The organism is Mycolicibacterium madagascariense, assembly GCF_010729665.1.
Lineage (GTDB): Bacteria > Actinomycetota > Actinomycetes > Mycobacteriales > Mycobacteriaceae > Mycobacterium > Mycobacterium madagascariense.
In genome coordinates, this window is sequence record NZ_AP022610.1 from 1,438,830 (window position 1) to 1,464,781 (window position 25,952).

The window sequence follows — 25,952 nt, forward strand, 5'->3', positions numbered from 1 at the left end:
CGCTCGCCAGCAGAGGTCAGGTGCCGGGGCCCACGTTGATGGACGGTCGGGTGCGCAGATCGTGGACGTACTCCTCCGGGGCGCCCGCGATCTCGGCGGCCTCGGACATCACCCCGAGATAGCGTGCCGAGGGCAGGCCGCCCTCCCAGGCGTCGACGACGTAGAGCCAGGCGAGGACCGGATCGGTGCTGGTGTCGGAGGACTCCCGGTGCACGCGGCAGCGGATCTTCTTGTGGAACCCGAGCTCCGAGCCCTCCCAGCGGTCCAGGTTCTCCTCGTCCTCCTTCGTCATGTCGTAGAGGACGACGAAGACCTTGGACAGCGGATCCTCGACGAGGGTGGCCAGGGCGCCCTCCCAGCCGAGGTCGGCGCCGCCGAAGGTCAGGCGCCAGCCGTGCAGCCACCCCGTTCCCGCCATCGGCGAATGGGGTGCTCGCTGAAGCATCTGCTCCGGATGCATGTTCGACCCGTACGCGGCGTAGAGCGGCACGGGGCAAGCCTAAGGGGTAAGCGACTAGGTTGGGATCGTGGCTACCCGCATCGTGATCATCGGCGGCGGGCCCGCCGGCTACGAGGCCGCGCTCGTCGCAGCGGGCCGCGGCCCCGACGTCGCCCACGTCACCATCGTCGAGTCCGACGGCATCGGCGGCGCCTGCGTGCTGTGGGACTGCGTGCCGTCCAAGACCTTCATCGCCTCGACCGGGGTGCGCACCGAGTTGCGGCGCGCCGACGGGCTCGGCTTCGACATCAAGATCGAGGACGCGCAGATCTCGCTGCCCCAGATCCACAACCGCGTGAAGACGCTCGCGCGCTCGCAGTCGGCCGACATCGGCTCCAACCTCCTGCGCGACGGCGTCACGATCGTGCACGGGCACGGCGAACTCGTCGACGACCTGCCCGGCATGGCGCACCACCGGGTGCGGGTCACCACCTCCGACGGCAAGGTCGGGGTCCTTAAGGCCGACGTGGTGCTGATCGCCACCGGCGCCCGGCCGCGCGTGCTGCCCAACGCGGTGCCCGACGGGGAGCGCATCCTCAACTGGCGGCAGCTCTACGACCTGACCGAGCTCCCCGAACACCTCGTCATCGTCGGTTCTGGCGTCACCGGCGCCGAGTTCTGCAACGCCTACACCGAGCTCGGCGTCCAGGTCACCGTGGTCGCCAGCCGGGACCAGATCCTGCCCCACGAGGACTCCGACGCTGCCGGCGTGCTCGAGGAGACGTTCGCCGAACGCGGCGTGAAGCTGGTCAAGAATGCGCGCGCGGACTCGGTCACCCGCACCGCCGACGGCGTCGTGGTCGCGATGGCCGACGGCCGCACCGTCGAGGGCAGCCACGCCCTGATGACGGTCGGCTCGGTGCCCAACACCGAGAACCTCGGGCTGGAGCGGGTCGGCATCGAGCTGGGTCGCGGCAATTACCTTGCAGTGGACCGGGTTTCGCGCACGACCGCGGCAGGCATCTACGCGGCCGGGGACTGCACCGGTCTGCTGCCGCTGGCGTCCGTGGCCGCCATGCAGGGCCGGATCGCGATGTACCACGCCCTCGGCGAGGGTGTCTCGCCCATCCGGTTGCGCACCGTCGCGGCGGCCGTGTTCACCCGTCCGGAGATTGCCGCCGTCGGGGTGCCGCAGACCTCGATCGACAATGGCACCGTGCCCGCGCGCACGCTGATGCTGCCGCTGACCACGAACGCCAGGGCAAAGATGTCACTGCTGCGCCGCGGCTTCGTCAAGATCTTCTGCCGCCCGGCGACCGGCGTCGTGATCGGCGGCGTCGTGGTCGCGCCGATCGCCTCGGAACTGATCCTGCCCATCGCGCTGGCCGTGCAGAACCGGATCTCGGTGACCGACCTGGCCCAGACGCTGTCGGTCTACCCGTCGCTGTCCGGTTCGACCGTCGAGGCCGCCCGGCGGTTGATGGCTCACGACGATTTGGACTAGACGACGTAGGCTCGAAGGGGCAGTGCTACCGATCAGTAACCAGAGGAGCCGTTGGCGTGATTGACCCGATCCCCGGTCCGGGCAACGGGCAGACCCTTCTCGGTCCGGAATGGCGCGCCCAGGCATGGGAACGTCTCGGCAGCGAGCAGTTCGACGTCGTCGTCATCGGCGGTGGCGTCGTGGGTGCCGGAGCCGCGCTCGACGCTGCCACCCGCGGCCTCAAGGTGGCCCTCGTCGAGGCCCGCGACTTCGCGTCGGGCACGTCGAGCCGGTCCTCCAAGATGTTTCACGGCGGCCTGCGCTACCTCGAACAGCTCGAGTTCGGTCTGGTCCGCGAGGCGCTGCACGAACGCGAGCTGTCGCTGACGACGTTGGCGCCCCACCTCGTCAAGCCGCTGCCGTTCCTCTTCCCGCTGACCAAGCGCCTGTGGGAGCGGCCCTACGTGGCGGCGGGCATCTTCCTCTACGACCAGCTCGGCGGCGCGAAATCCGTTCCGGCACAAAAGCATCTGCTGAAGGCGGGGGCGCTGCGGCTGGCGCCCGGGCTCAAGCGCAGCTCGCTCATCGGCGGCATCCGGTACTACGACACCGTCGTCGACGACGCCAGGCACACCATGACCGTCGCCCGCACCGCCGCCCACTACGGCGCCGTCGTGCGGACCTCGACGCAGGTGGTGTCGCTGCTGCGCGAGGGCGACCGCGTGACCGGCGTACGGGTGCGCGATTCCGAGGACGGTGCGGTGACCGAGGTCCACGGCCACGTGGTCGTCAACGCCACCGGCGTCTGGACCGACGAGATCCAGGCATTGTCCAAGCAGCGCGGCCGTTTTCGGGTGCGTGCGTCCAAGGGCGTCCACATCGTGGTGCCGCGCGACCGCATCGTCAGCGAGGTGGCGATCATCCTGCGGACCGAGAAGTCGGTGCTGTTCGTCATCCCCTGGGGGACGCACTGGATCATCGGCACCACCGACACCGACTGGAACCTCGACCTGGCGCACCCCGCCGCGACCAAGGCCGACATCGACTACATCCTCGGCCACGTCAACACCGTGCTGGCGACGCCGCTGAACCACGACGACATCGACGGTGTCTACGCGGGCCTGCGGCCGCTGCTGGCCGGTGAGAGCGAAGAGACCTCGAAGCTGTCGCGCGAGCACGCCGTCGCAAGCCCGTCGCCGGGCCTGGTGGCGATCGCGGGCGGCAAGTACACCACCTACCGCGTGATGGGGGAGGACGCCATCGACGCGGCCAGCCAGTTCGTCCCGACCAGGGTGGCGCCGTCGATCACCGAGAAGGTGCCGCTGATGGGTGCCGACGGGTACTTCGCGCTGATCAATCAGACCGAACACGTTGGTGCGCACTACAATCTGCACCCCTACCGCGTCAGGCACCTGCTGGACCGCTACGGCTCGCTGATCGGCGAGGTCCTCGCGATGGCCGAAGGACGTCCAGAGTTGTTGGCGCCCATCACCGAGGCGCCGGTGTACCTCAAGGTCGAGGCGTGGTACGCGGCGGCGGCCGAGGGCGCCCTGCACCTCGAGGACATTCTGGCCCGACGGATGCGGATCTCGATCGAGTACCCGCACCGCGGCGTCGACTGCGCGCGTGAAGTCGCCGAAGTCGTTGCGCCCGTGCTCGGTTGGAGTGCGGAGGACGTCGACCGCGAGGTGGCGACGTACCGGGCGCGCGTCGAGGCGGAGGTACTGTCGCAGACCCAGCCCGACGACGGATCGGCCGACGCGCTGCGCGCCGCCGCTCCGGAAGCGCGGGCGGAGATCCTCGAGCCGGTGCCGCTGACGTGAGCCGATCCGCACCGCTGCCGATGCGCGACGGTGTCGGGCCCGCCAGGGTGCGGCTGCGCGGCGGTGCGGTGCTCGTCGAGCTGGCCGACCGCTTCGGTGAGGAAGCCGCCGCGAAAGTGCTTGCGGGGGAAGTCCTTTGCGCCGATGGCACCGTCGTCGAAGCCGGTACGGTGCTCGCGCCAGGAGCCTTCGTGTACCTGTACCGGGATCTGCCCGACGAGGTGCCCGTTCCGTTCGACGTGCCCGTGCTGTACCGCGACGAGAACGTCGTCGTCGTCGACAAGCCGCACTTCCTGGCGACGATGCCGCGCGGTGGCCACGTCGTCCAGACGGCTCTGGTGCGGCTGCGCCGGGCGCTCGACCTTCCCGCGCTGAGCCCGGCCCACCGCCTCGACCGGTTGACGGCCGGCGTGCTGATGTTCACGGTTCGGCCCGAGGTGCGCGGCGCCTACCAGTCGATGTTCGCCCGCGGCGAGGTGCGCAAGACGTATCTGGCGCAGGCCCGTGACGCCCCCGAGCTCGACCTGCCCATGGTGATTCGTAGTCGAATCATCAAGCAGCGCAGTCGATTGCAGGCGTTCGAGGAGCCCGGTGAGGTCAATGCCGAGACGCTGGTGGAGCGTATCGGCGACGGTGAGTATCGGCTCACTCCGCGGACGGGTCGCACGCATCAGCTGCGGGTGCACATGGCGTCGCTGGGGCTGCCGCTGCGCAACGACCCGCTCTACCCTGACGTGCTCGATGTGGCACCCGGTGACTTCACCCGGCCGCTCGGACTGCTGGCCCATGGCCTGGAGTTCACCGATCCGGTGACGGGCGAGCACCGGGTGTTCCAGAGTGCGCGGTCGCTGAGCGACCCCGTGGTCTACTGACGGGCGTGGACCGTACCGCGTTCGACGCACTGTTCGACATGACCGACCGCACCGTGATCGTGACGGGCGGCACCCGCGGCATCGGGCTGGCGCTCGCCGAGGGCTTCGTGCTCGCCGGCGCCCGCGTCGTGGTGTCCAGCCGCAAGGCCGACGCCTGCGAGGAAGCGGCCAGGCATCTGCGGCACCTGGATGGCCACGCCATCGGGGTACCCGCCCACGCGGGCAACCTGGATGATCTGGACGCGCTGGTGGGCGCCGCGGTCACCGAGTTCGGCGGCATCGACGTGGTGGTCAACAATGCCGCCAACGCGTTGGCGCAACCGCTCGGCGAGATGACCGCCGACGCGTTGGCGAAGTCGCACGACGTGAACGTGCGAGGGCCGGTCTTCCTCGTTCAGGCGGCGCTGCCGCACCTCAGGGCGAGCGCGCACGCCGCAGTGCTGAACATCGTGTCGGTGGGCGCATTTCACTTCTCGCCGTCGCTGTCCATCTACGCGGCCGCCAAGTCCGCGATGATGTCATTCACGCGATCGATGGCAGCCGAGTTCGCCGCCGACGGCATCCGCGTCAACGCGATCGCCCCCGGCCCGGTCGACACCGACATGATGCGCGCGAATCCGCAGGAGGCCATCGATCAGATGGTGGGGAACACGCTGATGAAGCGGCTGGCCACGCCCGACGAGATGGTCGGCGCCGCTCTGCTGCTGTGCTCGGATGCGGGTAGTTACGTCACCGGCACGGTCGTGATCGTGGATGGTGGCGGCACACCCCGGTAGCTCGAGCGGGACGAGTCCGGGGGTGAGTGCGTTCCGGTGGCCGTCAACAGATGGTGACGCTGCAGACGGGGAGATCTCCGACTGTGTCGCGACGCTGCGGGCGTGCGGGACGAGTCCGGGGGTGAATGCGTTCCGGTGGCCGTCAACAAATGGTGACGCTGTTGGCGGGGAGGTCTCCGACTCTCTCCCCGACGCTGCGGGCGTGCGGGACGCGTCCGGGGGTGAGTGCATTTCGGTGGCCGTCAACAGATGGTGACGCTGCTGGCGGGGAGGTCTCCGACTGCGTGCCCGGGGACGACCGCGATGGATCCGGGACCTACAGCTTGGGTCTCTATCATCGTGGGCCATGGCGCCGAGACCACCGGACGACACGACGCGTGACGTGTCCCGCGCCCCGTGGCACGAACGCCCCGGGGTTCTCGCGGCGGCCTCGGCGCTGGGAATCGCCGCCCTGATGGCGCTGGCGTTCTCGGTGGTCACGATGTCGGACCAGTCGACGCACCCGGTGGTGGTCCAGACGCCGCAGGCGCAGACGCCCACCCCCGAGGCGCAGACGCCCACGCCCTCGCCCACGCCGCAAGCGCAGACGCCGCTGGCGGAGACCCCTCCACCCGCGCTGCCCGCCGCTCCGCCGAGCAGTGCGACGCACTTCGCCGACGGTCCCACCGTCGAGATGATGGTCAGGCCTACTCCGCCGGCGCCTGCACCGTTCCGACTGCCGGAGTGGCTGCAACGGCTGCTGCACCCGGGGCCCGGCTGACCGAGCTACCCGCCGTCGTAGTGGGCGCGGTCGCCGTTGGCACCGGCCGTGGCGCCGTCGGTGTCGAAGACCCGACCGCGCTGCTCGGCCGCCTTGCTGCCGCTGAACAGAGAGCCATCGGACAGGTCGCCGCGCGCACCGATGTCGCGCGCCGAGAGTTCGGACGCGTCACCGCTGAACTGTTCGACCCGCCACCTCGGGAGCGCCCCGGGGTTGGTGCGCTGCAGCCAGGCCGTGATGCCCTCTCGGACGTGGCAGCGCAGGTCGAACAGGGCGGGCGCATTGGAGGCGCTGACCAGCATCCGGACCCGCAGATAACCGCCGACGCAGTCGGTCACCTGCACGATGCCGACCCGGCAGTCCCACAGCTCGTCACCGGACAGCAGCCGTTCGAGCTCCGCGCGCATGGCATCGATCGGAACGGTGAAGTCCAGGTCGAACTCCGCGGTGCCGAGCAGCTCGGTCGCGTTGCGGGTCCAGTTCTGAAAGGGCTTGGTGGTGAAGTAGGTACACGGCAGCACCAGGCGGCGCTCGTCCCAGAGATGCACCACGACGTAGGTCAGCGTGATCTCCTCGATGCGCCCCCACTCGTCCTCCAGCACCACGACGTCACCGACGCGGATGGCATCGGAGAAGGCGATCTGGATGCCCGCGAACACCGCCCCGAGGGACGTCTGGGCCGCCAGGCCCGCGACGACCGACAGCACGCCGGCCGACGCGAAGAGGGTCTTCCCGATGTCGGTGAACGACGGGAACGTCATCAGCGCCGACGACAGTCCCATCAGGACGACGATTGCGCTGACGACCCGGCGCATCACCGTGACCTGGGTGCGGACCTTGCGACGTCGGCGGTCGGCGTCGGTGACCTCGGAGTCGCCACCGCCGAACTTCTTGATGGCCTCGCGCTCGATGACGCGCACCAGGCTGACGGCGACCCAGGTGATCGCCGCGATGAACAGGATGAGCAACGCATGGTCGACCCAGCCGCGCCAGGATGCCGACGGGTCGATGACGCGTTTGACGGCGATTCCGGCCGCCATCACCATCAACGTGACGCGGCCGGGGATGCGGGTGAAGGTCGCGACGTCGGTGATCAGCGTGCTGCGCCTGCCGCGGCGCAGCAGCACCCAGGAGAGCACCACGCCGAGGAAGTAGGCGACCATTACGGCGGCGGCCACCCAGGCTGCGGTGACGGCGACGTCGGTGAAGGAAGTGAAGCGATGGGACACGGACTCTCGGCTCCCGTAGATCGGGGTCAGGCGGTCAGCCATCGACGGTACGGCAGGCCCGCGGTTCCGTCGACCCGGACTGCGCACCACTGCGACACGCGAATGAGAGCGTCATCACAGTGCGAAAGACGTTTAGCCATCGAGGGATTCGTGTGCCGCGAACTCGTCGAGGAACACACCGAGGTGCTCGGCCATGACGCCGCCCGAGGAGTGTCCACACCCTCGACGACGTGTAGCCGCGCGGCGGGCCACGATTGGGCGAGCTGCCAGGCGACGTCGGGCGGGCCGCTCAGGTCCAGTCGCCCGTGGATCAGCACCGCGGGCAGGTGGGCGATGCGATCGACGTTGCGCAACAGCTCCCCGTCGGGCAGCCAGGCGGCATGTCGCCAATAGTGAGTGACTAAGCGCGCGAAGCACATTCGGTATCTCGGATCGGCGTAACGCGGCGGGGGAGGACGCTGCCCGTCGATGTCGACGTGGCTGGCCTCCCAGTCGCACCAATCGCGGGCGGCCTTCTCGCGCACCTCCGGGTCGTCGTCGTGAAGCAGGCGCGCGTACGCCTCGGCGAGACTGCCGTCCCGATCCTCGGCAGGTACGGCGTCGCGGAAGCGGGCCCACTGTGCGGGAAAGAAACAACCGGCAGTACGGGTGATCCACTCGACCTCGCGCGGACCCGTCGTGGTCACTGCGGTCAGCGCGAGGCCCGACACGCGGGTGGGGTGCCGTTCGGCGTAGGCCAGTGCGAGCGTCGTCCCCCACGACCAACCGACGACGAGCCACCTCGACACCCCGAGGTGCTCCCGGAGCAGTTCGATGTCGGCGATCAGATGGTGAGTGGTGTTGGCGCTCAAGTCGACTGGATGGTCGGCGGCGTGCGGGGTGCTTCTGCCGCACCCGCGCTGATCGAACAGGACGATGCGATACACGGCGGGATCGAAGAGCTGGCGCATGCCGGGAACGCAGCCCGATCCGGGGCCGCCGTGCAGGGCGACCGCGGGAATGCCCTCTGGTTGCCACACGTCTCCCAGTACACGAGATGGCCGTCGCCGACGTCGAGCAGTCCCGACGCGTAGGGCTCGATGGCCGGGTGGGGCACGTCAGCCGGCCCTTCCGGTAGCGGCCGCCACGTGGGTCGACGCGCTCCCGAAACCGCTACGGCGACAGCGTGTTTGGTGCAGGGTGATCAATGGCTGCTGCGCCATCCGGTGATTCCGACGATGATCAGCCGCAGCTGCTTGACCGCCGTGTGGCGGATCTCGTCGAGGGCCTGCTGATCGGGGGCATCCTCGATGGCCTCGGCGATGGAGATCATCGCGTTGACGAACAGGCTGGAGAGGATGTTGAGGTCCTCGGCGGTCCACTCGTTGAGGCCGGGGAAGCGCGTGAGGTCGATGGCGAGTTCGGACGTGATCAGCCGTATCTCGGTGCGAATGGCGTAGCGCAGCACGGTGACTCCGCTGTTGCGTTCCCGGCCGATGAAGCGCCAGTGTTCGCGTCGCTCGTTGACCCCGGCGATGAGGATGTCGACGGTCGACTCGATCACGCGGCTCGGATCCAGCTTGCCCGCGCGCGCACCGCGCAGCATGTCGCGCAGCGCGCGGAACGACTCGTCGATGAGCACCAGGCCCAGGGCCTCCATCGAGTCGAAGTGCCGGTAGAAGGCCGCGGGCACGATGCCCGCCTCGCGCGTGACCTCACGCAGGCTGAGCGCGCTGAAGCTGCGTTCCTCGAGCAGGTGCAGGGCCGCTGCGACGATGGCCCGCCGGGTGGCTTCCTTGCGTTCTTCCCGAGTCAGCGTGTCGCGGGACGAACGCGACGACCCCGAGCGTCCCGACCGGGCCGATCGTGAACTGGGCGTACGATCGTTCACTGTGTGAAACCTACCACAACCTGGTCAAACGTATTGACGGGTTCGGCCGATGAGGCGCACGGTATACACATGTTCACTCAAACCAAGACGCTGAGCCTGCGGGACCGGGTGCTGCGGTCACCACTGGTCGACCTGCTCACCGGCCCGCACGGCGTCGATCGCTACACGGAGCTCGTCGAGCCCACCTGGACGCTGGGCGACGCCCGCGCCAAGGTGGTTGCGGTCCGTCGGCAGACGCCTCGCAGCGTCACCCTCACCCTGGAACCCAACGCGGCCTTCGCGGCCGGACCCGCCCTGCGCGCAGGTCAGCACGTCAACCTGACCGTCGAGGTCGACGGCCGCAGGCAGACCCGCCCCTACTCGCCGGCGAACGCCGAGGGCGACCGCCTGCTCGAACTGACGATCGGCGTGCACGACGGCGGCCGCGTCTCGCAGCACCTGTTCCGCAACGCCAGGCCCGGCATGGTCGTCGGACTCGACGGCGTCGGCGGCGACTTCACGCTGCCCGCCGTGCGACCGCAGCGCGTGCTGTTCGTCTCCGGCGGCAGCGGCATCACCCCGGTGCTCTCGATGCTCCGCACCTTGCGGGCGGAGGGCTCCGACCGCGACATCACCTTCATCCACTACGCCCGCACCCCCGAGGAGGCGAGCTACCGCGCCGAACTCGACGCCATGGACGGCGTCACGGTCCTGCGCGGGTACTCCCGCTCGCCGGAATCGGGCGACCTGGTCGGCTACTTCAACCCCGAACACCTGGGCGACGCTACTCCGGACGCGGTGTTCGTCTGCGGCCCGCCCGCCCTCGTCGACGCCGTGCGCACGCACTTCCCCGACGCCGCCTTCGAGAGCTTCGTCCCGCCGGTGTTCGCCGTCCCGGCCGAGGCGTCGGGCGGCACCGTGGCGTTCGCCGACAGCGGCATCGACGTCACCGACGACGGTCGCTCGCTGCTCGAGCAGGCCGAGGCGGCCGGACTGACGCCGGAGAACGGATGCCGCATGGGCATCTGCCACACCTGCACCCGCCGCAAGACCAGCGGCGCGGTCAAGAACCTCGTCACGGGCGCGGTGTCGACGGCCGACGAGGAGGATGTCCAGATCTGCGTGTCCGTCCCGCTCGGCGACGTCGAACTCGCGCTGTAACCCAACCCACCGAGAAGGAGTTCAGATATGACTGCCATGCTCGAACGGCCCGCCACCATTGAGGGCATCGAGGCCGACGTCGCCGACGTCCTGCCCGAGCCCGTCCAGCAGGCCATCACCAAGATGGTCCGCGGCAAGCCCGTCACCATGACCCCCGAGATGGCCGACGCCTTCGGCCGCGAGCTCGACGAGCTGCGCGAGCGCGTAGTCGCCGACCTCGGCGAGCGCGACGCGACCTACATCCGCAACGTCATCAAGGCGCAGCGCGCCCTGGAGGTCGGCGGCCGGGCCCTGCTGTTCGCCGGCATCCTGCCGCCGGCGTGGATCGCGGGCACGGCCATGCTCGCGGCGTCGAAGATCCTCGACAACATGGAGATCGGCCACAACGTCATGCATGGCCAGTACGACTGGATGGGCGACCCCGCGCTGACGAGCCGCAACTTCGAATGGGACTCGGCCTGCCCGAGTGACCAGTGGCGCCACTCGCACAACTACATGCACCACACCTACACCAACATCGTCGACATGGACCGCGACATCGGCTACGGCATCCTGCGGATGAGCGAGGACCAGCGCTGGGTGCCCTACTACCTCGGCAACCCGGTCTACGCCTTCCTGCTGATGATCCTGTTCCAGTACGGCGTCGCGCTGCACGAGCTGGAGACCGAGCGCATCCGCGCCGGCGAGATCTCCATCTCCGACAAGCGCGAGGTGCTCAAGGGCATCTGGCGCAAGGTCAGGCGGCAGACGCTGAAGGACTACGTAGCCTTCCCGCTGCTGGCCGGCCCGTTCGCGCCGTGGGTCTTCACCGGCAACCTGACCGCCAACCTGATCCGCAACATCTGGTCCTACGCGATCATCTTCTGCGGCCACTTCCCGGATGGCACACAGGAATTCAGCAAGGAGGAGACCGCCAACGAGAGCCGCGGCATGTGGTACTTCCGCCAGATCCTCGGCTCGGCCAACCTCACCGGCGGAAAGCTCTTCCACGTGATGAGCGGCAACCTGTCCTTCCAGATCGAGCACCACCTGTTCCCCGACATCCCGGCCTTCCGGCACGCGGAGATCTCGGTCGAGGTGCAGGACATCTGCGAGCGCTACGGCATTCCCTACAACAAGGGTCCGCTGCCGCAGCAGTTCGCCACCGTGGTCCGCAAGATCTGCCGGCTGGCGCTGCCCTGGCGTTAGGCGCGCAGCGAGGAACGTGCGACGAGATCCTCGAGCTCGAACCGCAACACGTCGATGACGTGCTGAGTGGTCGACTCGGGGATCTCGTTCGTGATGGGCAGCGACAGCATGCGGTCGGCCAGCTGGTCGGTGACCTCCAGCGGTGCGCGGACCAGATGCTTGAACGGCGACATGACGTGCACCGGCCGGAAGTACGGTCGCGTCTCGATGCGGTTGCGCAGCAGCCGCTCGGCGAGTTCGTCGCGCAGCGCGGGCGATTCGACGACCAGCACGACGTCCTTGGCGGTCCCGATCCGATCCGCGACGTGGTGCGGGATCACCCGCAGGTGCTCGAGGTCGGCCAGCCCCTGCTCGTAGTGCGTGGCCGTGCGGCGTCGCGCCACCAGCCACTCGTCGAGGCGATCGATGCCGGCGAGGGCGAGTCCGGCCGACCACTCGGCCAGCCGGCCGTTCACGCCCGGGGCGACGCAGGAGAAGCTGCCGTCGAGACCGTAGCGGCCGATCTCGCGCAGCCGGGCCAGGGTGTCGTCGTCGCCGAGGCTCAGGAAGCCCCCTTCGCCCGCGGTCAGCACCTTCGTGCTGCTGAGGCTGAACATCTCCATGTCGCCGAACGTGCCGACCTTGCGGCCGCCGACCGTCGCCCCCAGAGCGGCCGCGGCGTCGGTGATGAGCAGCGCACCGGATTCGTCGGCGAGGTCCTGGATCCCGTCGATCTCGCACGGGGCGCCGTGGGCGAGGACCGGCACCAGGGCCAGCGTGCGCTCGGTGACGAGCGGCGCCATCGTGGCCGCCGAGGCGCAGAGGTTCTCGGGCTCGATGTCGCAGAAGACCGGGGTCAGCCCGGCTCGCACGACGCAGTTGACCGTCGAGGGGAAGGTGTAGCTGGGCAGCACGACCTCGTCGCGGTCGTCGGACCGGCTGGCCGCGTAGATCAGGGCCATCCCCAGCGCGGTGTCCCCGCTGGCGGCGGTGATCACGTGCCGCGCGCCGATGTACTCGGCGAGACCGGTCTCCAACTTCGCGTTGATGGGGCCGTGGTTGGACAGCTGCCGCGTGTAGGCGATGGCGTCGACCAGCTCGTGCAGGCGCGCGGTCTCGGGCAGCGATGGCATGGACACCCGCACCCGACCGGTGGCGTCGTCACCGTGCGACACGATTCCCGGGGCAGTCAGCTCGACGACGTGCGCTCCGGCGTCGCGCATCGCGGTCCACTTGGCGCGCTCGGGCTGACCGTCGGCGTCCCCGGGGAAGTCCGTGTCTTCAGGAAAGTCGACGTCCTGCCATCTCGCGGCGAAGGCCACGCTGGCGGGCACCGTCTGCAGCGCTCCTGCGGCGTCGACGGCCAGGCCCCCGCCGGTGTTGGGGTCGGACACCGTGACCGGCCCCGCGACGAGGTCGGCCGAGGCGGCGCTCATCGCCTGCCGGCTGGCCTCGAGGTGGTGGGGGAGGTATTCGGAGTCCTCGTCGAGCAGGAACAGCGCCGTCCCGGTGGCCAGCCGCTGCCCGAGGTTCAACGCCCTGGCGCGCGCGGTGGGGCTGCCGCGGCGGACGCCGTCACCGGAGCGTGGCACCTCGACGTAGGTGATCCGGGGATCGTCGAACCGGGCCACCGCGGCGCGCATCCGCGCGTTGTTCTCGGTGTCGCTGACGACGATGAGCTCCCAGTCGCGGTGGGTCTGGGCGAGCACCGACGGGATCGCTCGCGTCTCGACCGCGTACGGCCGCTCGGAGCAGGGCAGCAGAATGCTGACCAGGTTCGCGCCGTCCTTATCTGCGCCTGCGAAGGTCATCGCCGAACTCTCCTCGTTCCAGTAGGTGGCGCAAACCCCTCGCCCGGTTGCTCTCCAAGGCCGAGGCCCGTTGCTGCCAATGCGGGCTGCGCAGCCCGTCGGCCACCTCGGCGACACCGTCCTCGAGGCGGATCGACGGGCGCCGGCAGAAGCGGTGCAGGCGGGTGCCGTCGACGCGGTAGTGACGCCGGTCGGTCGCGGCGGGGTGGTGCACCACCCGGCTGCCGGGGACGCGTCGCCGGACCATCTCGGCGATCTGGGCGATCGAGTAACCGGTCGACTCGTCGGTGACGTTGAATACCTGGCCGCGCATGTCGTCCTCGCCGGACTTCAGCACGTCGAGGATGGTCGACGCGGCGTCGCGGACGTGCAGCAGCGGACGGGACTGCTCGCCCGAGCCGTGCAGGTTGATCTCCCCGGTCATCTGCGCCGACGCGACCATGGTGTTGACCACCAGGTCGCTGCGCAGGTTGGGGGACAGGCCGTACAGCGTCGCGAACCGGAGGATGGTCGGAGCGAAGGTCGAGGACGCCTCGGCCTGGATGCCCGCCTCGGCGCTGAGCTTCGACCGGGCGTAGGTCGAGATCGGCGTGCACTGCGACGTCTCGTCCGATACGCGGTTGGGCGCCGAGCCGTACACGCTGCAGCTCGACGCAAACACGAACCGGCTGACGCCGGCCTTCTTGGTCAGCCGGGCCAGGTCGATCGCGGCCGATCCGTTGAGCCGGTCAGACTGGTCGGCGCGCAGGTCGCAGGCCGCGTCGCTGGAGATCGCGGCCAGGTGCACGACGGCGTCGAACCCCGCGAGGTCCTCGACCCGGAGTTCGCGGAAGTCCGAGAGCGCCGTCGAGCCGTCGCCCGCCGCCACGGGTACGACGTCCGCCGAGGTCTCCTGGTAGAGGTCCAGGTCGACGCCGTCGACCGCCCAGCCCGCGTCGACCGCCTGCTGCTCCAGGACGGTGCCGACGAAGCCCCTGACTCCGGTGACGAGGATCCTCATCGAGCGCCACGAACGACGACGACCCCACGGGGCGCCGTGACCAGCGGTGCTACGTTCATCGTCTCCCCTGTGAGCGTGGGTATGTGGCACAGATCCAGTCGTCTGGGGATCCTCGCGGAGCACGCAGAACTGCCACGAGTCGGCGTTGAGCTTCGTTGCCAGGTAAGTGTGCCAACGCCGGCGGTGATGCGCAAGCGCTCCGCACGTGTCGAGCAAACAAAACGCGCCGTGCAGCGACCGGCCCAGGCAAATGTCCGACCGCGCCAATTAGTGGCCGTGTCCCGTCGTTTCGCCGTCGCGCCTCCGACGCCGTGATCAGCGCACGGTCGCATCATGGGCGCCTCCGAGGGCTACGGCGCCACCGTCCGGGGACGGCGCACCAGCGAGATCGTTTTCGACGACCAAGATCATTTCTCGCGCAATGCTCTTGGCGGCCTCGGGGGCGAGCGACATGATGCGCCGGACGCTCTCGGCATGCCAGACGAGCAGGCGGGGATGGGCGTTGCCGGCCAGCAGGGGGCCCATGACGTACAGCCCGGGGGCGGCCTGGAATTGCTCGTCGACGCGCAGGCCGGCATCCGAACCGGAGGCCTCGACGATTCCCGCGTCGAGCAACTGTCGTAGGAGTGGCGCCCCGGTGTGGGAGACGCCCTCGAAACCGACGGCCCCGACGACGGCGGCGTAGCGCACGGGCAGTGCGCGCTGTTCGCCGCGACCGTCGGCGATCGTCACCTCGAAGGCCCGGCCGACGGGCCGGCAGCCGACGTAGCGGCCGGCCTGGAAGTCGACGGCGCCGCGCTCGACGAGCGCCTCGAGGACGGCGACGGCGTCTCCGCAGTCCTGCCGCAGCAGGGTCGTGATCGCCATGCCGTGGCGGGTGGCCAGCGCGGACCGCTCGCGGTCACTCAGCCGGGGGAGGAAGGACGGGATCGCCGGCACCATGGCCTGCACGGCCGCGACGTCCGTTCCCGCGCGGACGGAGTCCCGAAGATCGGCGGCGACGGCCTCGAAGAGCTCTGCGGCGGTGAGGTTCTCACCATCGGCGGCTCTGGCCGTCAGCGCCGCCAACGCGGGGAGCTCGGCGACCTCGCCCGGGGTCTTGCGGCGCCAGTTCCTCGGTCGGCCGCCGGGCGACAGCACGGTCAGGCGGGCCCCGAGCTCGTCGAGGATGCCGCGGCTCGCCAGGACGAACTCCAGCGCCGAGGCGTTGCCGCCGGCGATGAGGACCCGTCGGTCCTCGGGGGCCGCCGCGCCGAGCTGCTCGCGCAGGCGGGCCAGCGTCTCGTCGAGGCCGGGATCGTAGAGGTCGTGGACGAGGCCGGCCGCGGTGCCGGAACCGTCGGTCGGCAGCCTGCGCGTCGGTGGGGATCCGGTGGCTAGCAGGACGGCTGCGGTCTCGATCCGGGTGTCTCCGGCATTGACGGCGAACCCCCGGTCGGACCGTTCAATCGAGTCGATCTCGGCGGTAAGCAGGGCCACCTCGGCGATGCCCGCCGACCGCGCCTCGGCGATCGCCGCCGTCGCCTGGGCGGTCAGGTATTCGCCGTACCACCGGCGCGGGACGAACAGCCCGTCCCACCGGCCCGCCTCGGCGTCGCCGCGGTGACGCTCGGCCCAGCCGGCGTCGGCAGCGGCCAGGAGGCGATCGCGCTCGGCGTCCAGCCACGCGGTGAACCGGGCGCGCTCGTCGTCGGGCAGGAATCCGGCGAGGGTGGACAGCGTGAGCGACGCCCGGCCCGAACGGTGTCCGTAGGGGACCCCGGAGAAGAACTGCGGGTCGCGGTCGACGACGAGGATGCGGACGGGTCGCGCGGGTCGGGCGGGTGCCGCCGCGAGGTCGCGCAGGAGGGCGAGCAGCGTGTGGGTGGCCGATACCCCGGCCCCCACGATCGTCAGATCAGTCCTCACGCCACGGGGGCGTGCCGGTCGAGCAGGCGCTTCTCGCTTCGCGGGTGCATGGCAACCAACCGGATGTCGCCGCCGTAGTGGGCCAGCACCAGCGGATCCATGACCCTGCGCCACAGCGGGGGGATGCCGGCCAGCAGCAGCATCGTCGAGTATCCGGCGGGGAGCTGGGGTGCCTCGTCGTCGTGGCGCAGGGCTTGGTACCTGCGCGACGGGTGGGCGTGGTGATCGGAGTGGCGCTGCAGGTGGAACAGGATGAGGTTGGCGACGACGGTGTTGTTGTTCCAGCTGTGCGACGGCCGCACGCGCTCGTACCGGCCGTTGGGGCGGCGTTGGCGCCGCAGCCCGTAGTGCTCGAGGAAGTTGATGGCCTCCATGAGGCAGACGCCCACCACGGCCTGCCCGATCAGCCACGGCAGGACGTGCAGGCCGAACGCGGCGACCAGCGCGGCGAAGAGCACCAGCGTCATCGCCCACGCGTTGAGGACGTCGTTGCGGGGGGACCACACCGAGCGGTCGAGGCGGGCCAGCCGCTGACGTTCCAGCCGCCAGGCCGTCCGGACGTTGCCCACCGAGGACCTGACGATGAACGCGTAGAGGTTCTCGCCCATCCGCGAGCTGGCCGGGTCCTCCGGCGTGGCGACGAGGATGTGGTGCCCGCGGTTGTGTGCGACGAAGAAGTGGCCGTAGCCCACCTGCGCGAGCGCCAGCTTGCTCAGCCGTTGCTCGGCCTTGGCGCGCTGATGGCCGAGCTCGTGGGCGGCGTTGACCGCGATCCCGCCGATGCCGCCGATCGTGATCATCAGGCCGATCTCGTCGACGCGGTTCAGCGTGACCCAGCCGCCGCCGGTCCACAGCCAGCAGGCGAGCGCCAGCGAGACGTACTGGATGGGCAGGTAGAGATAGGTGGCCCAACGGTAGAACCGGTCGTCCTCCAGCTGCGCGAGCGCGCTGTCGGGCGGGTTCTCGGAGTCGCGGCCGACGAGGTAGTCGAGCACGGGGATGATGACGAAGGTCAGCAGCGGCCCGGACCACCAGAAGATGCCAAAACCCGTGAGATGGAAGCCAATCCAGGAGAACAGGAACACCGTCGGGGCGACCAGGCCGAACAGCCACAGGTGACGCTTGGGATCGCGCCACCGGGGCGTCGTGATGAGGTCGTGATTGGGCGAAGTCCTGAGCCGACCATTCGGCATGCTCGCCTCCCATCACGGTGTGCGTTCACGGCCCAGTTAAACCCTGACCCGCAGCAAAGAGTACTCTAAAACAGGGCCCGCGCCGGGTGTTTGCTACGGCATCGTGATCTACCGGGTCGCCGCCGCACTGGCGTTGAACTGCAGGTACGCAGGTGTCTATCGGTCAGTTCCCATGGTCTGACGCGTATTCTGGCCGAGCGGCCAACGCGGCCGGGCAGCGATCGGTGACGATATCGTGACACCTGACGAGCACGTCAAGACCTGCGAAAACTGTATGGGGTCGTTGGTGATAACTTGGGAAATCCTGCGAACAGCTAATTTTAATTGGGGCATTGATTTGCATGATCGCGTGGTAGGCATTCGATTCCGAAGCTCCCCGGAGCGCCATTGCGGCAGCAGTGCTCAAGATCAAAGTCCGCGCGCCGCGCTGAGTTTCGCATGAGCCCCTACTCGCGACGGCAGTTCCTCTATGGCGCCGCGGCCGCCGTCGGGGCCGGCATCGGCGCCGTGGCCTGCAGTGGGACCCGTGATCAGCCGGCGGCCGCGCCGCGGGACCACCACACCGCCATCGTGGTCGGCAGCGGTTACGGCGGCGGCGTGTCGGCGTTGCGGCTCGGCCAGGCCGGCATCGACACGCTGATCCTGGAGAAGGGCAGGCACTGGGACACCCCCGACGACGACGGCAAGCGGTTCTCGAAGATGCTGCCGCCGGACAACCGTGCCACGTGGTTCGGCGCGGTGCCGCCATGCCTGGTCCCCAGCTTCCAGGGCATCTCGATCGAGGACGTCGTGAAGAAGGTGCCCTCGCCGACCCCGGTGCAGGCGGGGATTTGCGAGAAGGTCACCTACGGCGCCCACAACGTGTTTCGCGGCATCGCCGTCGGAGGCGGGTCGCTCGTCAACGCCGCGATCGCGGCCATCCCCACCCAGGGTCAGGTGCAGGAGGCCTTCCCCGACATCGACCCCGGCGAGTTCCTCAACACCTACATTCCGCGCGCCACCGACATGCTCAAGATCAGCTACCGCGACATGGACTGGTTCGAGCAGACGCCCTGGTTCCAGTACGCCCGTACCGGACGGCAGTACGCGGCGGCGGCCGGCTACAACGTCGACTACAACGGCAGCGCCTATTCGTTCGACTACATGAAGCAGGAGGAGGCGGGCACGGTGCCCCGCTCGGCCCTCGCCCTGGAATGCCAGTACGGCAACAACTACGGCAGGTTCGGCAGCGTCGACGCCACCTACGTGCCGGCCGCGTTGGCGACGGGCAAGGTCACGCTGCGTCCGCTGACCGAGGTGACCGGGATCCGCCGCGAGCCCTCCGGCGAGTACGTGGTGTCCACCCGCGAGATCGACCGGTGGGGCAAGGAGCTCGGCCGTCGCGAAATCGGTTGCGACAAGCTGTTTCTCAGCGCCGGCGTGCTCGGCACCAACCAGATCCTGATGCGCGCCAGGGAAACCGGGGGGCTGCACGACCTCAGTCCGGAGATCGGCCGCGGCTACGGCAACAACGGCGACGTGATGGTCGCCCACCGACTACAGGACAGCGACCCGGCGGGCACCGAGCAGTCGCTGCTGGGGATGATCAACATCGACGGCCGCGACGACCCCGACAATCCGGTGTACGCCAGCATGTTCTCGATCCCGCTGCCGCTGGAGACCCACACGCTGGCCTACTACGTCATGGTGAAGACCGGTGACCGGGCGGACCTCGCCTACGACGCCAAGACCGATGCGATCAGCATCCTCTGGCCCCAGGAGTACACCGATCACCTGGTGGACCGCGCCAAGACGGTGTTCGACAAGGTGACTCAGGCCAACGGCGTTGACTACCGCGACGACGTGTTCGACGGGCAGGTCTTCGCGCCCAATACCGTGCACCCGCTGGGCGGGTGCGTGCGCGGTGTCGCGACCGACGGCTTCGGACGGGTCAACGGCTATGACAATCTCTTCGTCAACGACGCGTCGCTGTTCCCCGGATACCTGGGGTGCAACCCGTACATGTCGATCACCGCGCTGGCCGAGCGCAACATCGAGGGCATTCTGCAGGGACGCAAGTGAGGCGTCGCTAGGTCTGACAGTTGGGGCACCAGAACGAGATTCGCTCCGTGCCGACGACCTGGTCGCGGTCGGACTCGATGGTCGTGCCGCACCGACGGCACGGGCGTCCCACCCGGCCGTACACCCAGAGGTCGCTGCCCGACCTGGTGTTGCCGGTCGTCGTGCGATTGACGCGAGAACGGTTCAGCCACAGCATGTCTCGCGCCCGCTGCACGACCCGCAGCGGATCCTTGACAGCGCTCACCGGCGAACTGGGTAGCCGACCGAGCACGAAGCACAACTCGTTCGCGTAGACGTTGCCCACGCCGGCCAGGTTCCGTTGGTCGAGCAGCGCCTCGGACAACGGCCGGTCCGGATCGGCCATCAGATTGGTCGCCGCCGTCCGCGGCTCCCAGTCCTCGCCGAGCAGGTCGGGGCCGAGGTGGGCCACGACGTCCAGGTCGGTGTCCCGGGGCAGGATCTCCAGCACGCCCAGATCGATGCCGGCGGCCCGGGAGTCGGCCGTTTCCAGGATGATTCGCACCTTGTGCGGCTGCACCCGGCGGATCTGACCGCCGAGCAGCCAGGCGCCGTCCATCTTGAGGTGCGAATGGATGCTGGCGTCGCCCACCCGGATGAACAGGTGCTTGCCGCGGCTGAGCACCTCGTCGACGACGCTGCCCGTCAGGTCCACGGTGGCGAACTTGGGCACCCGGACGTCACAGCGCACGAGCGTCTTGCCCGCCAGGGCCTCCCGGAGCTTGGTCGCCGTCCGGTAGACGGTGTCACCCTCTGGCATGCCCCCAACCTACCCGTGTTACGCCGAGGTGACGGCGGTGAGCTCCGCATAACCGAAACGTATTCCGGCGATGACCATCCGGAAACACCCACCTCCTTTGATGGGCAGGAGCCATCCACCCATGAAGACCACCCACGAAAACTGGAGCCGGGCATGCCGTTTGACGAATCGATCGCCGAGAACATCAAGACCTCGGTCGCCGAGATCCCGCATCCCTCGCTGCCGAAGGGATCCACCATCTACGGCGGCACCAAGATCTTCCCCGACTACCAGGCCGAGGACGGCGAGAGCTACTTCACGCTGGTGCACGGCATCGCGCACGAGTCCTCGGTCAGCTTCGTCGCCGTGCTGCAGGCCACCAGGGCGCTGCGCAAGGGCTTCGAGTCGGTGCTGTACTTCTACGGCCCGGGTTCCATCAACTGCCTGGCGACGCGCGGATTTCCCAAGACCGGTGACTCCGGCTTCCCCGGCGAGCAGAACATCAACGACTCCCTCGCGACGTTCATCGGCGAGGGCGGCACGGTGTTCTGCTGCCGCTTCGGCTTGGCGTTGCACGGCGGCCGCGAGGAGGACCTCATCGAGGGCGTCATCCCCTGCCATCCGCTCGACGTGCAGGACGCGCTCATCTACTTCGCCCGCAAGGGCGCCATCATCAACTCCACCTACATGGTCTAGGTCATGACGAGACTCGCGGCCGTCGCCGCCAACTTCACCCGCGACCTGGAGCAGAACTACGCGCTGATCGAGTCGCTGACCCGGCAGGCCCGCGACGCGGGCGTCGACTTCATGGTCCTGCCCGAGGCCGCGATCGGCGGCTACCTGTCGTCGCTGGGCAACCACGGTGACACGGTGAAGACGACGTCGACGTCACTGCCGCCGGCGATCCGCGTCGACGGGCCCGAGATCGCCAGGGTCCAGCAGATCGTCGGCGACCTGTTGATCGCCATCGGTTTCTGCGAGCTCGACGACGACGGCGAGACGCGCTACAACGCCGCCGCCGTGCTCGACGGGAACCGGGTGTACGGCACCTATCGCAAGGTGCACCAGCCGCTGGGGGAGGGCATGTCCTACTCACCGGGATCGGCGTACGACGTGTTCGACACGCCCGTCGGGCGCGTGGGTCTGCAGATCTGCTACGACAAGGCCTTCCCCGAGGCCGCGCGCATCATGGCGCTCAAGGGCGCGCACATCATCGCCAGCCTCTCGGCGTGGCCGGCGGCCCGCACCGCCACCGCCGAGAACCTGCAGGACGACCGGTGGACCTACCGGTTCAACCTGTTCGACGCGGCACGCGCGCTGGACAATCAGGTGTTCTGGATCGCCTCCAACCAGAGCGGCACCTTCGGCTCGCTGCGCTACGTCGGCAACGCCAAGGTCGTCGATCCGGGCGGAAACACCTTGGCGTCAACGCTTCTCGGCAGTGGAATGGCGGTCGCGGAGGTCGACGTCGACGGCACGTTCCGGGCCATGCGGGCGGGCATGTTCCACCTGCGCGACCGCCGCCCCGACGTGTACGGCCCGGTGACCGAGGCGTGGGGGAGTGACCTCGCCCATGCCTGAGATGACGTTCGACGTGCAGTGGCCCGACGGGCGCGTGCAGCGCTGCCATTCGCCGAGTCTGGTGATGCACGACTACCTGAGCACCGGATCGCAGTACACCGTCACCGAATTCGTCGACCGATGCGGCCGTGCCCTCCAGGAGGCCAGTGATCGGGTCCGGGCGAAGTACGGCTTCGCCTGCAGCTCGGCCGCCTCGACGAGGCAGGAGATCGTCTCCGCCGCAACGCGATTCGACCCGTCGGCGATGGTGGGCGTGCTGGCGATGCAGCCGGCCCTGGAGGCCTCGTCATGACCGATACCGAGACGGCCCACGTCACCGTCGCCATCATCGGTGGCGGCCAGGCCGGGCTGTCGGTGAGCTGGTATCTCGGACGGGCGGGCATCGACCACGTCGTCCTCGAGGCGCACACCCCGGTGCACGCGTGGGCCGACACCCGTTGGGACAACTTCACGTTGGTGACGCCCAACTGGCACTGCAGGCTGCCCGGCTACCACTACGACGGGGACGACCCGGACGGCTTCATGACGCGGGACGAGGTCGTCGAGTGGCTGGCCGGGTGGCTGGACACCTTCGACCCGCCGCTGCGCACCCACACCAGGGTGACGAGGTTGCGACCCCTCCCCGCAGGCGGTTTCGCGCTGACACTGGCGACCGAGACCGGTGAGGAGACGCTGACCTGCGACCACGCGGTCGTCGCCACCGGTGGCTATCCCATCCCGGTACTGCCCGCGTTCGCGGGCGCGCTGGATCCGGCCGTCACGCAGCTGCACTCCGAGCAGTACCGCAATGCCGACCAACTGCCCGACGGCGCCGTCCTGGTGGTGGGCACCGGTCAATCGGGGGCGCAGATCGCCGAGGACCTGCACCTGGCGGGCCGGCAGGTGCACCTCGCGGTCGGCAGCGCGCCGCGCGTCGCGCGGACCTACCGCGGCCGGGACTGCATGACGTGGCTGGCAGACATGGGTCTCTACGACAAGGCCGTGCCCGAATATCCGGGCGGCAAGGCGGCGATCGAGAAGACCAACCACTACGTCACCGGCCGCGACGGCGGACGCGACATCGACCTACGTCGCTTCGCCGTCGAGGGCATGCAGCTGTACGGCACGCTCACCGACGGCAAGGACACGCGGCTCGCGTTCGCACCGTCCCTGCGCGACGCACTCAATGCGGCTGACGCCGTGTACGACTCGATCTGCGCGGACATCGACGCCTTCATCGAACGCGAAGGGCTGCACGCCCCGTCGCCCACCAGGTACGCGCCGGTGTGGGAGCCCGACGCCGAGGTCACCGAACTCGACCTGACCGCCGCGGGCGTCACCAGCATCGTCTGGGCGATCGGGTACCGGCCCGACTACCGGTGGATCGAGGCCAGTGCCTTCGACGGCGCCGGACGTCCCATGCAGAACCGCGGCGTCACCGGGGTCGCCGGGCTGACGTTCGTCGGCCTGCCGTGGATGCACACCTGGGGATCGGGCCGGTTCCTCGGCATCGACCGCGACGCCAGGCACATCAGCGAGACGATCATCGACGATCTCCGCCCGAACGCGCCGGAGCCGTCGGCTCCCCGCGCGAGCGCTCGCCACGGCCTGGCCGTGGCCCGCTGAGAGGAGCCCTCGTGTCCGTCTCGACCCGTGTCGACCTCACCCTCTTGGGAATTCGCGGCCGTCCGCCCGTGAACCGCAGCGCCGGAGCCGGTCCCAGCGCCGACGGTCACCTGATGATCGACGGCCGGGCCGCCGCCATCCCGTTGAATCCCAAGAGCCCCTTCGTCTTCGACGGCAGCCGCGTGCTACTCGACGGCGAGGACTCCGGCCTCGACGTCGACGTCATCGACCGGCCGCGGTTCTACGATCTGCAGACCGCAGAGGGCGTCGGCTACGACCGAATCGCGCGCCTGCACGGCCGAAACGTGCTCGCCACCACCGTCGTTCAGACGTGCATCCGCTACGGCGTCGAAGAGCGCTGCCGATTCTGCTCGATCGAGGAGTCGCTGCGATCGGGTGCCACGACCGCCGTCAAGCGACCTGGTGAACTCGCCGAGGTGGCCGAGGCCGCGGTGCGACTCGACGGCGTCGCCAGCATGGTCATGACGACCGGGACGTCGGCCGGAAGCGACCGCGGCGCACGACATCTCGCGCGCTGCGTCCGGGCGGTCAAGGCCGTGGTGCCCGACCTGCCCATCCAGGTGCAGTGCGAGCCGCCCGCCGACCTGTCCGTGCTCACCGAACTGCGCGACGCGGGTGCCGACGCGATCGGCATCCACGTCGAGTCGCTCGACGACGACGTGCGCCGCCGGTGGATGCCCGGCAAGGCCACCGTGCCGCTGGCTCGCTACCGCGAGGCGTGGCGGGAGGCGGTGCGGGTCTTCGGCCGCAACCAGGTCTCGACGTACCTCCTGGTGGGACTCGGCGAGGATCCCGAGGAGCTGGTCGCCGGTGCCGCCGAACTCATCGACCTGGGCGTCTATCCGTTCGTGGTGCCGTTCCGCCCGCACCCCGGCACGCTGGCGGTCGACGTCGACGGCGCGACGGCACCCGACGCCGCGACCGTGGAGAAGGTGTCGCGCGAGGTGGCCGCCGCGCTGCGGCGGGCCGGCATGGCCGGTGCCGACCAGAAGGCGGGCTGTGCGGCGTGCGGTGCCTGCGGCGTGCTGCAAAGCGTCGGCGGCTGACGGGCATGGACGCGCTGTCGATCCTCGCGGGCACTCGCTCCCACGCCGCGCCCGCAGCGGGCTTCCTGATCCGCCGGGCCGAGAGCGCTGCCGACCTCGCGGCCTACCGGGCGCTGCGGCACGACGAATTCGTGCTCGGCCAACACCTCTTCGCGCACTCCGACGCCGACGACGTCGACGACGACCCGCGCACCGTGGTGCTCGTCGCGACCGCTCCGAACGGCACGGTGCTCGGCGGTGTCCGCCTCGCGCCGAGATGCGATCCCGACCTCGGTTGGTGGACGGGCAGTCGGCTCGTCACCGTCGAGGCGGCCCGGTCGTCGGGCGTCGGGCCTGCGCTCGTCCGCGCGGCGTGCGCGCACGCGGAGTCCGCGGGCGTGCTGCGCTTCGAGGCCGCCGTGCAGCGCCGGTACGCGCCGATGTTCACGGCGCTGGGCTGGGAGGACCACGGCGACTGCCCGATCGCGGGTCGGCCGCACGCGCTGATGCGCTGGCCACTGCACCAGATGCAGCGCCTGACCGATGCGACCAAGTCGTTCCTCGGCGACGCGCTGGCGCCGCTGCGCGACGTGGCCGGTGGGCTCGGCCCCGCCGGTTTCGTCGGTGACGACGGCGTGCCGCTGCCCGGCAGCGACGTGATCGCCGCGTGCGATGCGATCATCCCGTCCATGGTGGAGCGCGATCCGGAATGGGCGGGGTGGTGTTCGGTGCTCGTCAACGTCAACGACCTGACGGCGATGGGCGCCGCGCCGACCGGGCTGCTGGACGCCGTGGGAGCGCCCACCCGTTCGCTGCTGACGCGCATCGTGCGGGGGATCGCGCGGGCGTCGCAGGCGTGGCGGGTGCCCGTGCTCGGCGGCCACACCCAGCTCGGCGTGCCCGCCTCGCTCGCCGTCACCGCGTTCGGCCGGACGACGCAGCCGATCCGCGCCGGGGGCGGCGCGGTCGGGGACGCGCTCCGGCTAACGGCCGACCTCACCGGTGGCTGGCGGCCGGGACAGCATGGCAGACAATGGGATTCGAGCAGCGCCCGCAGCGCCGACGAGCTCGCCCAGCTCGCCACGCTGGTCGCCCGCATGGCGCCGCGCGCCGCCAAGGACGTCAGCATGGCCGGTGTCGTCGGCACCGCGGGCATGCTCGCCGAGGCCAGCGGGACGGGGGCCGAACTCGACGTGGCGCGCATCCCGCGACCCGCCGACGCCGCGATGGGGGCATGGCTGTCCTGTTTCCCCGGCTACGCGATGCTCACCGCGGACCGGGTCGGGGCCGTCGCCCCGCCGGCGCCGCCGGGGGTGACCACCGCGGCGTGCGGTCTGCTGAGCGCCGAACCCGGGGTGCGGCTGCGGTGGCCCGACGGCGTCGCGACGACGGCGGTGAGCGCGGACGTGACGGGACTGGGCAGGGCCTGAC

23 protein-coding genes are annotated in these 25,952 nt (G+C 69.7%); 14 read left to right on the plus strand and 9 right to left on the minus strand.

Annotated features, from left to right (window positions below; genetic code table 11):
• Window positions 1-16: 16 nt before the first annotated feature.
• On the minus strand, window positions 17-490 hold the full coding sequence (locus G6N60_RS06790) for a gamma-glutamylcyclotransferase family protein (RefSeq protein WP_163734314.1): 474 nt from the start codon (window positions 488-490) through the stop codon (window positions 17-19).
• Between the two features lie 37 nt (window positions 491-527).
• Here G6N60_RS06790 and G6N60_RS06795 point away from each other — a divergent pair, with 37 nt between their 5' ends.
• The 5 genes from G6N60_RS06795 (at window position 528) to G6N60_RS06815 (ending at window position 6,153) form a co-directional block, all read left to right on the plus strand.
• Window positions 528-1,943 carry an NAD(P)H-quinone dehydrogenase gene (locus G6N60_RS06795; protein ID WP_163734317.1) on the plus strand — a complete coding sequence of 472 codons (1,416 nt, stop codon included), beginning with the start codon at window positions 528-530 and terminating at the stop codon, window positions 1,941-1,943.
• A gap of 56 nt (window positions 1,944-1,999) precedes the next feature.
• Window positions 2,000-3,745 (plus strand): glycerol-3-phosphate dehydrogenase/oxidase, encoded by a 1,746-nt coding sequence (locus G6N60_RS06800; RefSeq protein WP_163734320.1) that lies wholly within the window; start codon window positions 2,000-2,002, stop codon window positions 3,743-3,745.
• A gap of 20 nt (window positions 3,746-3,765) precedes the next feature.
• Complete coding sequence (locus G6N60_RS06805) at window positions 3,766-4,617, plus strand: pseudouridine synthase (protein WP_163743575.1); 852 nt, start codon at window positions 3,766-3,768, stop codon at window positions 4,615-4,617.
• 5 nt (window positions 4,618-4,622) lie between these two features.
• The gene (locus tag G6N60_RS06810; RefSeq protein WP_163734323.1) at window positions 4,623-5,393 is read left to right on the plus strand and encodes an SDR family NAD(P)-dependent oxidoreductase; all 771 of its coding nucleotides are present in this window, start codon (window positions 4,623-4,625) and stop codon (window positions 5,391-5,393) included.
• Window positions 5,394-5,739: 346 nt separating this feature from the next.
• Entirely contained in the window at window positions 5,740-6,153 is a 414-nt protein-coding gene (locus tag G6N60_RS06815; protein WP_163734327.1) for a hypothetical protein, read from the plus strand.
• 5 nt (window positions 6,154-6,158) lie between these two features.
• Here G6N60_RS06815 and G6N60_RS06820 read toward each other — a convergent pair whose 3' ends face one another.
• The 3 genes from G6N60_RS06820 to G6N60_RS06830 all read right to left on the minus strand — a co-directional run bounded on the left by G6N60_RS06820 (window position 6,159) and on the right by G6N60_RS06830 (window position 9,252).
• The gene (locus G6N60_RS06820; protein ID WP_163734330.1) at window positions 6,159-7,424 is read right to left on the minus strand and encodes a mechanosensitive ion channel family protein; all 1,266 of its coding nucleotides are present in this window, start codon (window positions 7,422-7,424) and stop codon (window positions 6,159-6,161) included.
• The gene (gene pip / locus G6N60_RS06825) at window positions 7,409-8,401 is read right to left on the minus strand and encodes a prolyl aminopeptidase (RefSeq protein WP_246240394.1); all 993 of its coding nucleotides are present in this window, start codon (window positions 8,399-8,401) and stop codon (window positions 7,409-7,411) included. The genes G6N60_RS06820 and pip overlap by 16 nt, the downstream gene beginning before the upstream one ends.
• Window positions 8,402-8,565: 164 nt before the next feature.
• Window positions 8,566-9,252 carry a TetR family transcriptional regulator gene (locus G6N60_RS06830; RefSeq protein WP_163734333.1) on the minus strand — a complete coding sequence of 229 codons (687 nt, stop codon included), beginning with the start codon at window positions 9,250-9,252 and terminating at the stop codon, window positions 8,566-8,568.
• A gap of 69 nt (window positions 9,253-9,321) precedes the next feature.
• Here G6N60_RS06830 and G6N60_RS06835 point away from each other — a divergent pair, with 69 nt between their 5' ends.
• Window positions 9,322-10,392, plus strand: coding sequence for a ferredoxin reductase (locus G6N60_RS06835; protein ID WP_163734336.1), 1,071 nt, complete (start codon window positions 9,322-9,324; stop codon window positions 10,390-10,392).
• Between the two features lie 123 nt (window positions 10,393-10,515).
• Window positions 10,516-11,580, plus strand: coding sequence for a fatty acid desaturase family protein (locus G6N60_RS06840; RefSeq protein WP_246241170.1), 1,065 nt, complete (start codon window positions 10,516-10,518; stop codon window positions 11,578-11,580).
• Here the strand turns inward: G6N60_RS06840 and G6N60_RS06845 are convergent.
• The 4 genes from G6N60_RS06845 to G6N60_RS06860 form a co-directional block, all read right to left on the minus strand.
• The gene (locus tag G6N60_RS06845) at window positions 11,577-13,370 is read right to left on the minus strand and encodes a DegT/DnrJ/EryC1/StrS family aminotransferase (RefSeq protein ID WP_163734341.1); all 1,794 of its coding nucleotides are present in this window, start codon (window positions 13,368-13,370) and stop codon (window positions 11,577-11,579) included. The two genes, G6N60_RS06840 and G6N60_RS06845, sit on opposite strands and share 4 nt — an antisense overlap.
• Window positions 13,348-14,370 (minus strand): NAD-dependent epimerase/dehydratase family protein, encoded by a 1,023-nt coding sequence (locus G6N60_RS06850; protein ID WP_163734344.1) that lies wholly within the window; start codon window positions 14,368-14,370, stop codon window positions 13,348-13,350. Before G6N60_RS06850 ends, G6N60_RS06845 begins: the two co-directional genes overlap by 23 nt.
• Window positions 14,371-14,685: 315 nt before the next feature.
• The gene (locus tag G6N60_RS06855) at window positions 14,686-16,278 is read right to left on the minus strand and encodes an FAD/NAD(P)-binding protein (protein WP_163734348.1); all 1,593 of its coding nucleotides are present in this window, start codon (window positions 16,276-16,278) and stop codon (window positions 14,686-14,688) included.
• The gene (locus G6N60_RS06860; RefSeq protein ID WP_163734352.1) at window positions 16,275-17,471 is read right to left on the minus strand and encodes an alkane 1-monooxygenase; all 1,197 of its coding nucleotides are present in this window, start codon (window positions 17,469-17,471) and stop codon (window positions 16,275-16,277) included. Before G6N60_RS06860 ends, G6N60_RS06855 begins: the two co-directional genes overlap by 4 nt.
• A gap of 438 nt (window positions 17,472-17,909) precedes the next feature.
• On the opposite strand from G6N60_RS06860, the gene G6N60_RS06865 reads away from it, so the two are divergent.
• Window positions 17,910-19,532, plus strand: a complete 1,623-nt coding sequence (locus tag G6N60_RS06865) for a GMC oxidoreductase (RefSeq protein ID WP_163734355.1) — start codon at window positions 17,910-17,912, stop codon at window positions 19,530-19,532.
• Window positions 19,533-19,539: 7 nt separating this feature from the next.
• Here the strand turns inward: G6N60_RS06865 and nei2 are convergent, their stop codons facing one another.
• A complete protein-coding gene (gene nei2 / locus G6N60_RS06870; protein WP_163734358.1) occupies window positions 19,540-20,310 on the minus strand; it encodes an endonuclease VIII Nei2 in 771 nt (256 codons plus the stop codon).
• A 153-nt stretch (window positions 20,311-20,463) separates the two neighbouring features.
• Here nei2 and G6N60_RS06875 point away from each other — a divergent pair, with 153 nt between their 5' ends.
• The 6 genes from G6N60_RS06875 to G6N60_RS06900 are packed head-to-tail and all read left to right on the plus strand — an operon-like array spanning window position 20,464 to window position 25,951.
• Complete coding sequence (locus G6N60_RS06875; protein ID WP_163734362.1) at window positions 20,464-20,985, plus strand: MSMEG_0572/Sll0783 family nitrogen starvation response protein; 522 nt, start codon at window positions 20,464-20,466, stop codon at window positions 20,983-20,985.
• Window positions 20,986-20,988: 3 nt separating this feature from the next.
• Window positions 20,989-21,870: a carbon-nitrogen hydrolase family protein gene (locus tag G6N60_RS06880; RefSeq protein ID WP_163734365.1), complete on the plus strand. Its 882-nt coding sequence runs from the start codon at window positions 20,989-20,991 to the stop codon at window positions 21,868-21,870.
• Window positions 21,863-22,162 carry an MSMEG_0570 family nitrogen starvation response protein gene (locus G6N60_RS06885; RefSeq protein ID WP_163734368.1) on the plus strand — a complete coding sequence of 100 codons (300 nt, stop codon included), beginning with the start codon at window positions 21,863-21,865 and terminating at the stop codon, window positions 22,160-22,162. The genes G6N60_RS06880 and G6N60_RS06885 overlap by 8 nt, the downstream gene beginning before the upstream one ends.
• Entirely contained in the window at window positions 22,159-23,475 is a 1,317-nt protein-coding gene (locus tag G6N60_RS06890; RefSeq protein WP_163734371.1) for an MSMEG_0569 family flavin-dependent oxidoreductase, read from the plus strand. The genes G6N60_RS06885 and G6N60_RS06890 overlap by 4 nt, the downstream gene beginning before the upstream one ends.
• An 11-nt stretch (window positions 23,476-23,486) precedes the next feature.
• Complete coding sequence (locus G6N60_RS06895) at window positions 23,487-24,542, plus strand: MSMEG_0568 family radical SAM protein (protein ID WP_163734374.1); 1,056 nt, start codon at window positions 23,487-23,489, stop codon at window positions 24,540-24,542.
• Window positions 24,543-24,547: 5 nt separating this feature from the next.
• Complete coding sequence (locus tag G6N60_RS06900; RefSeq protein ID WP_163734378.1) at window positions 24,548-25,951, plus strand: MSMEG_0567/sll0787 family protein; 1,404 nt, start codon at window positions 24,548-24,550, stop codon at window positions 25,949-25,951.
• The last annotated feature ends 1 nt before the right edge of the window (window position 25,952 follow it).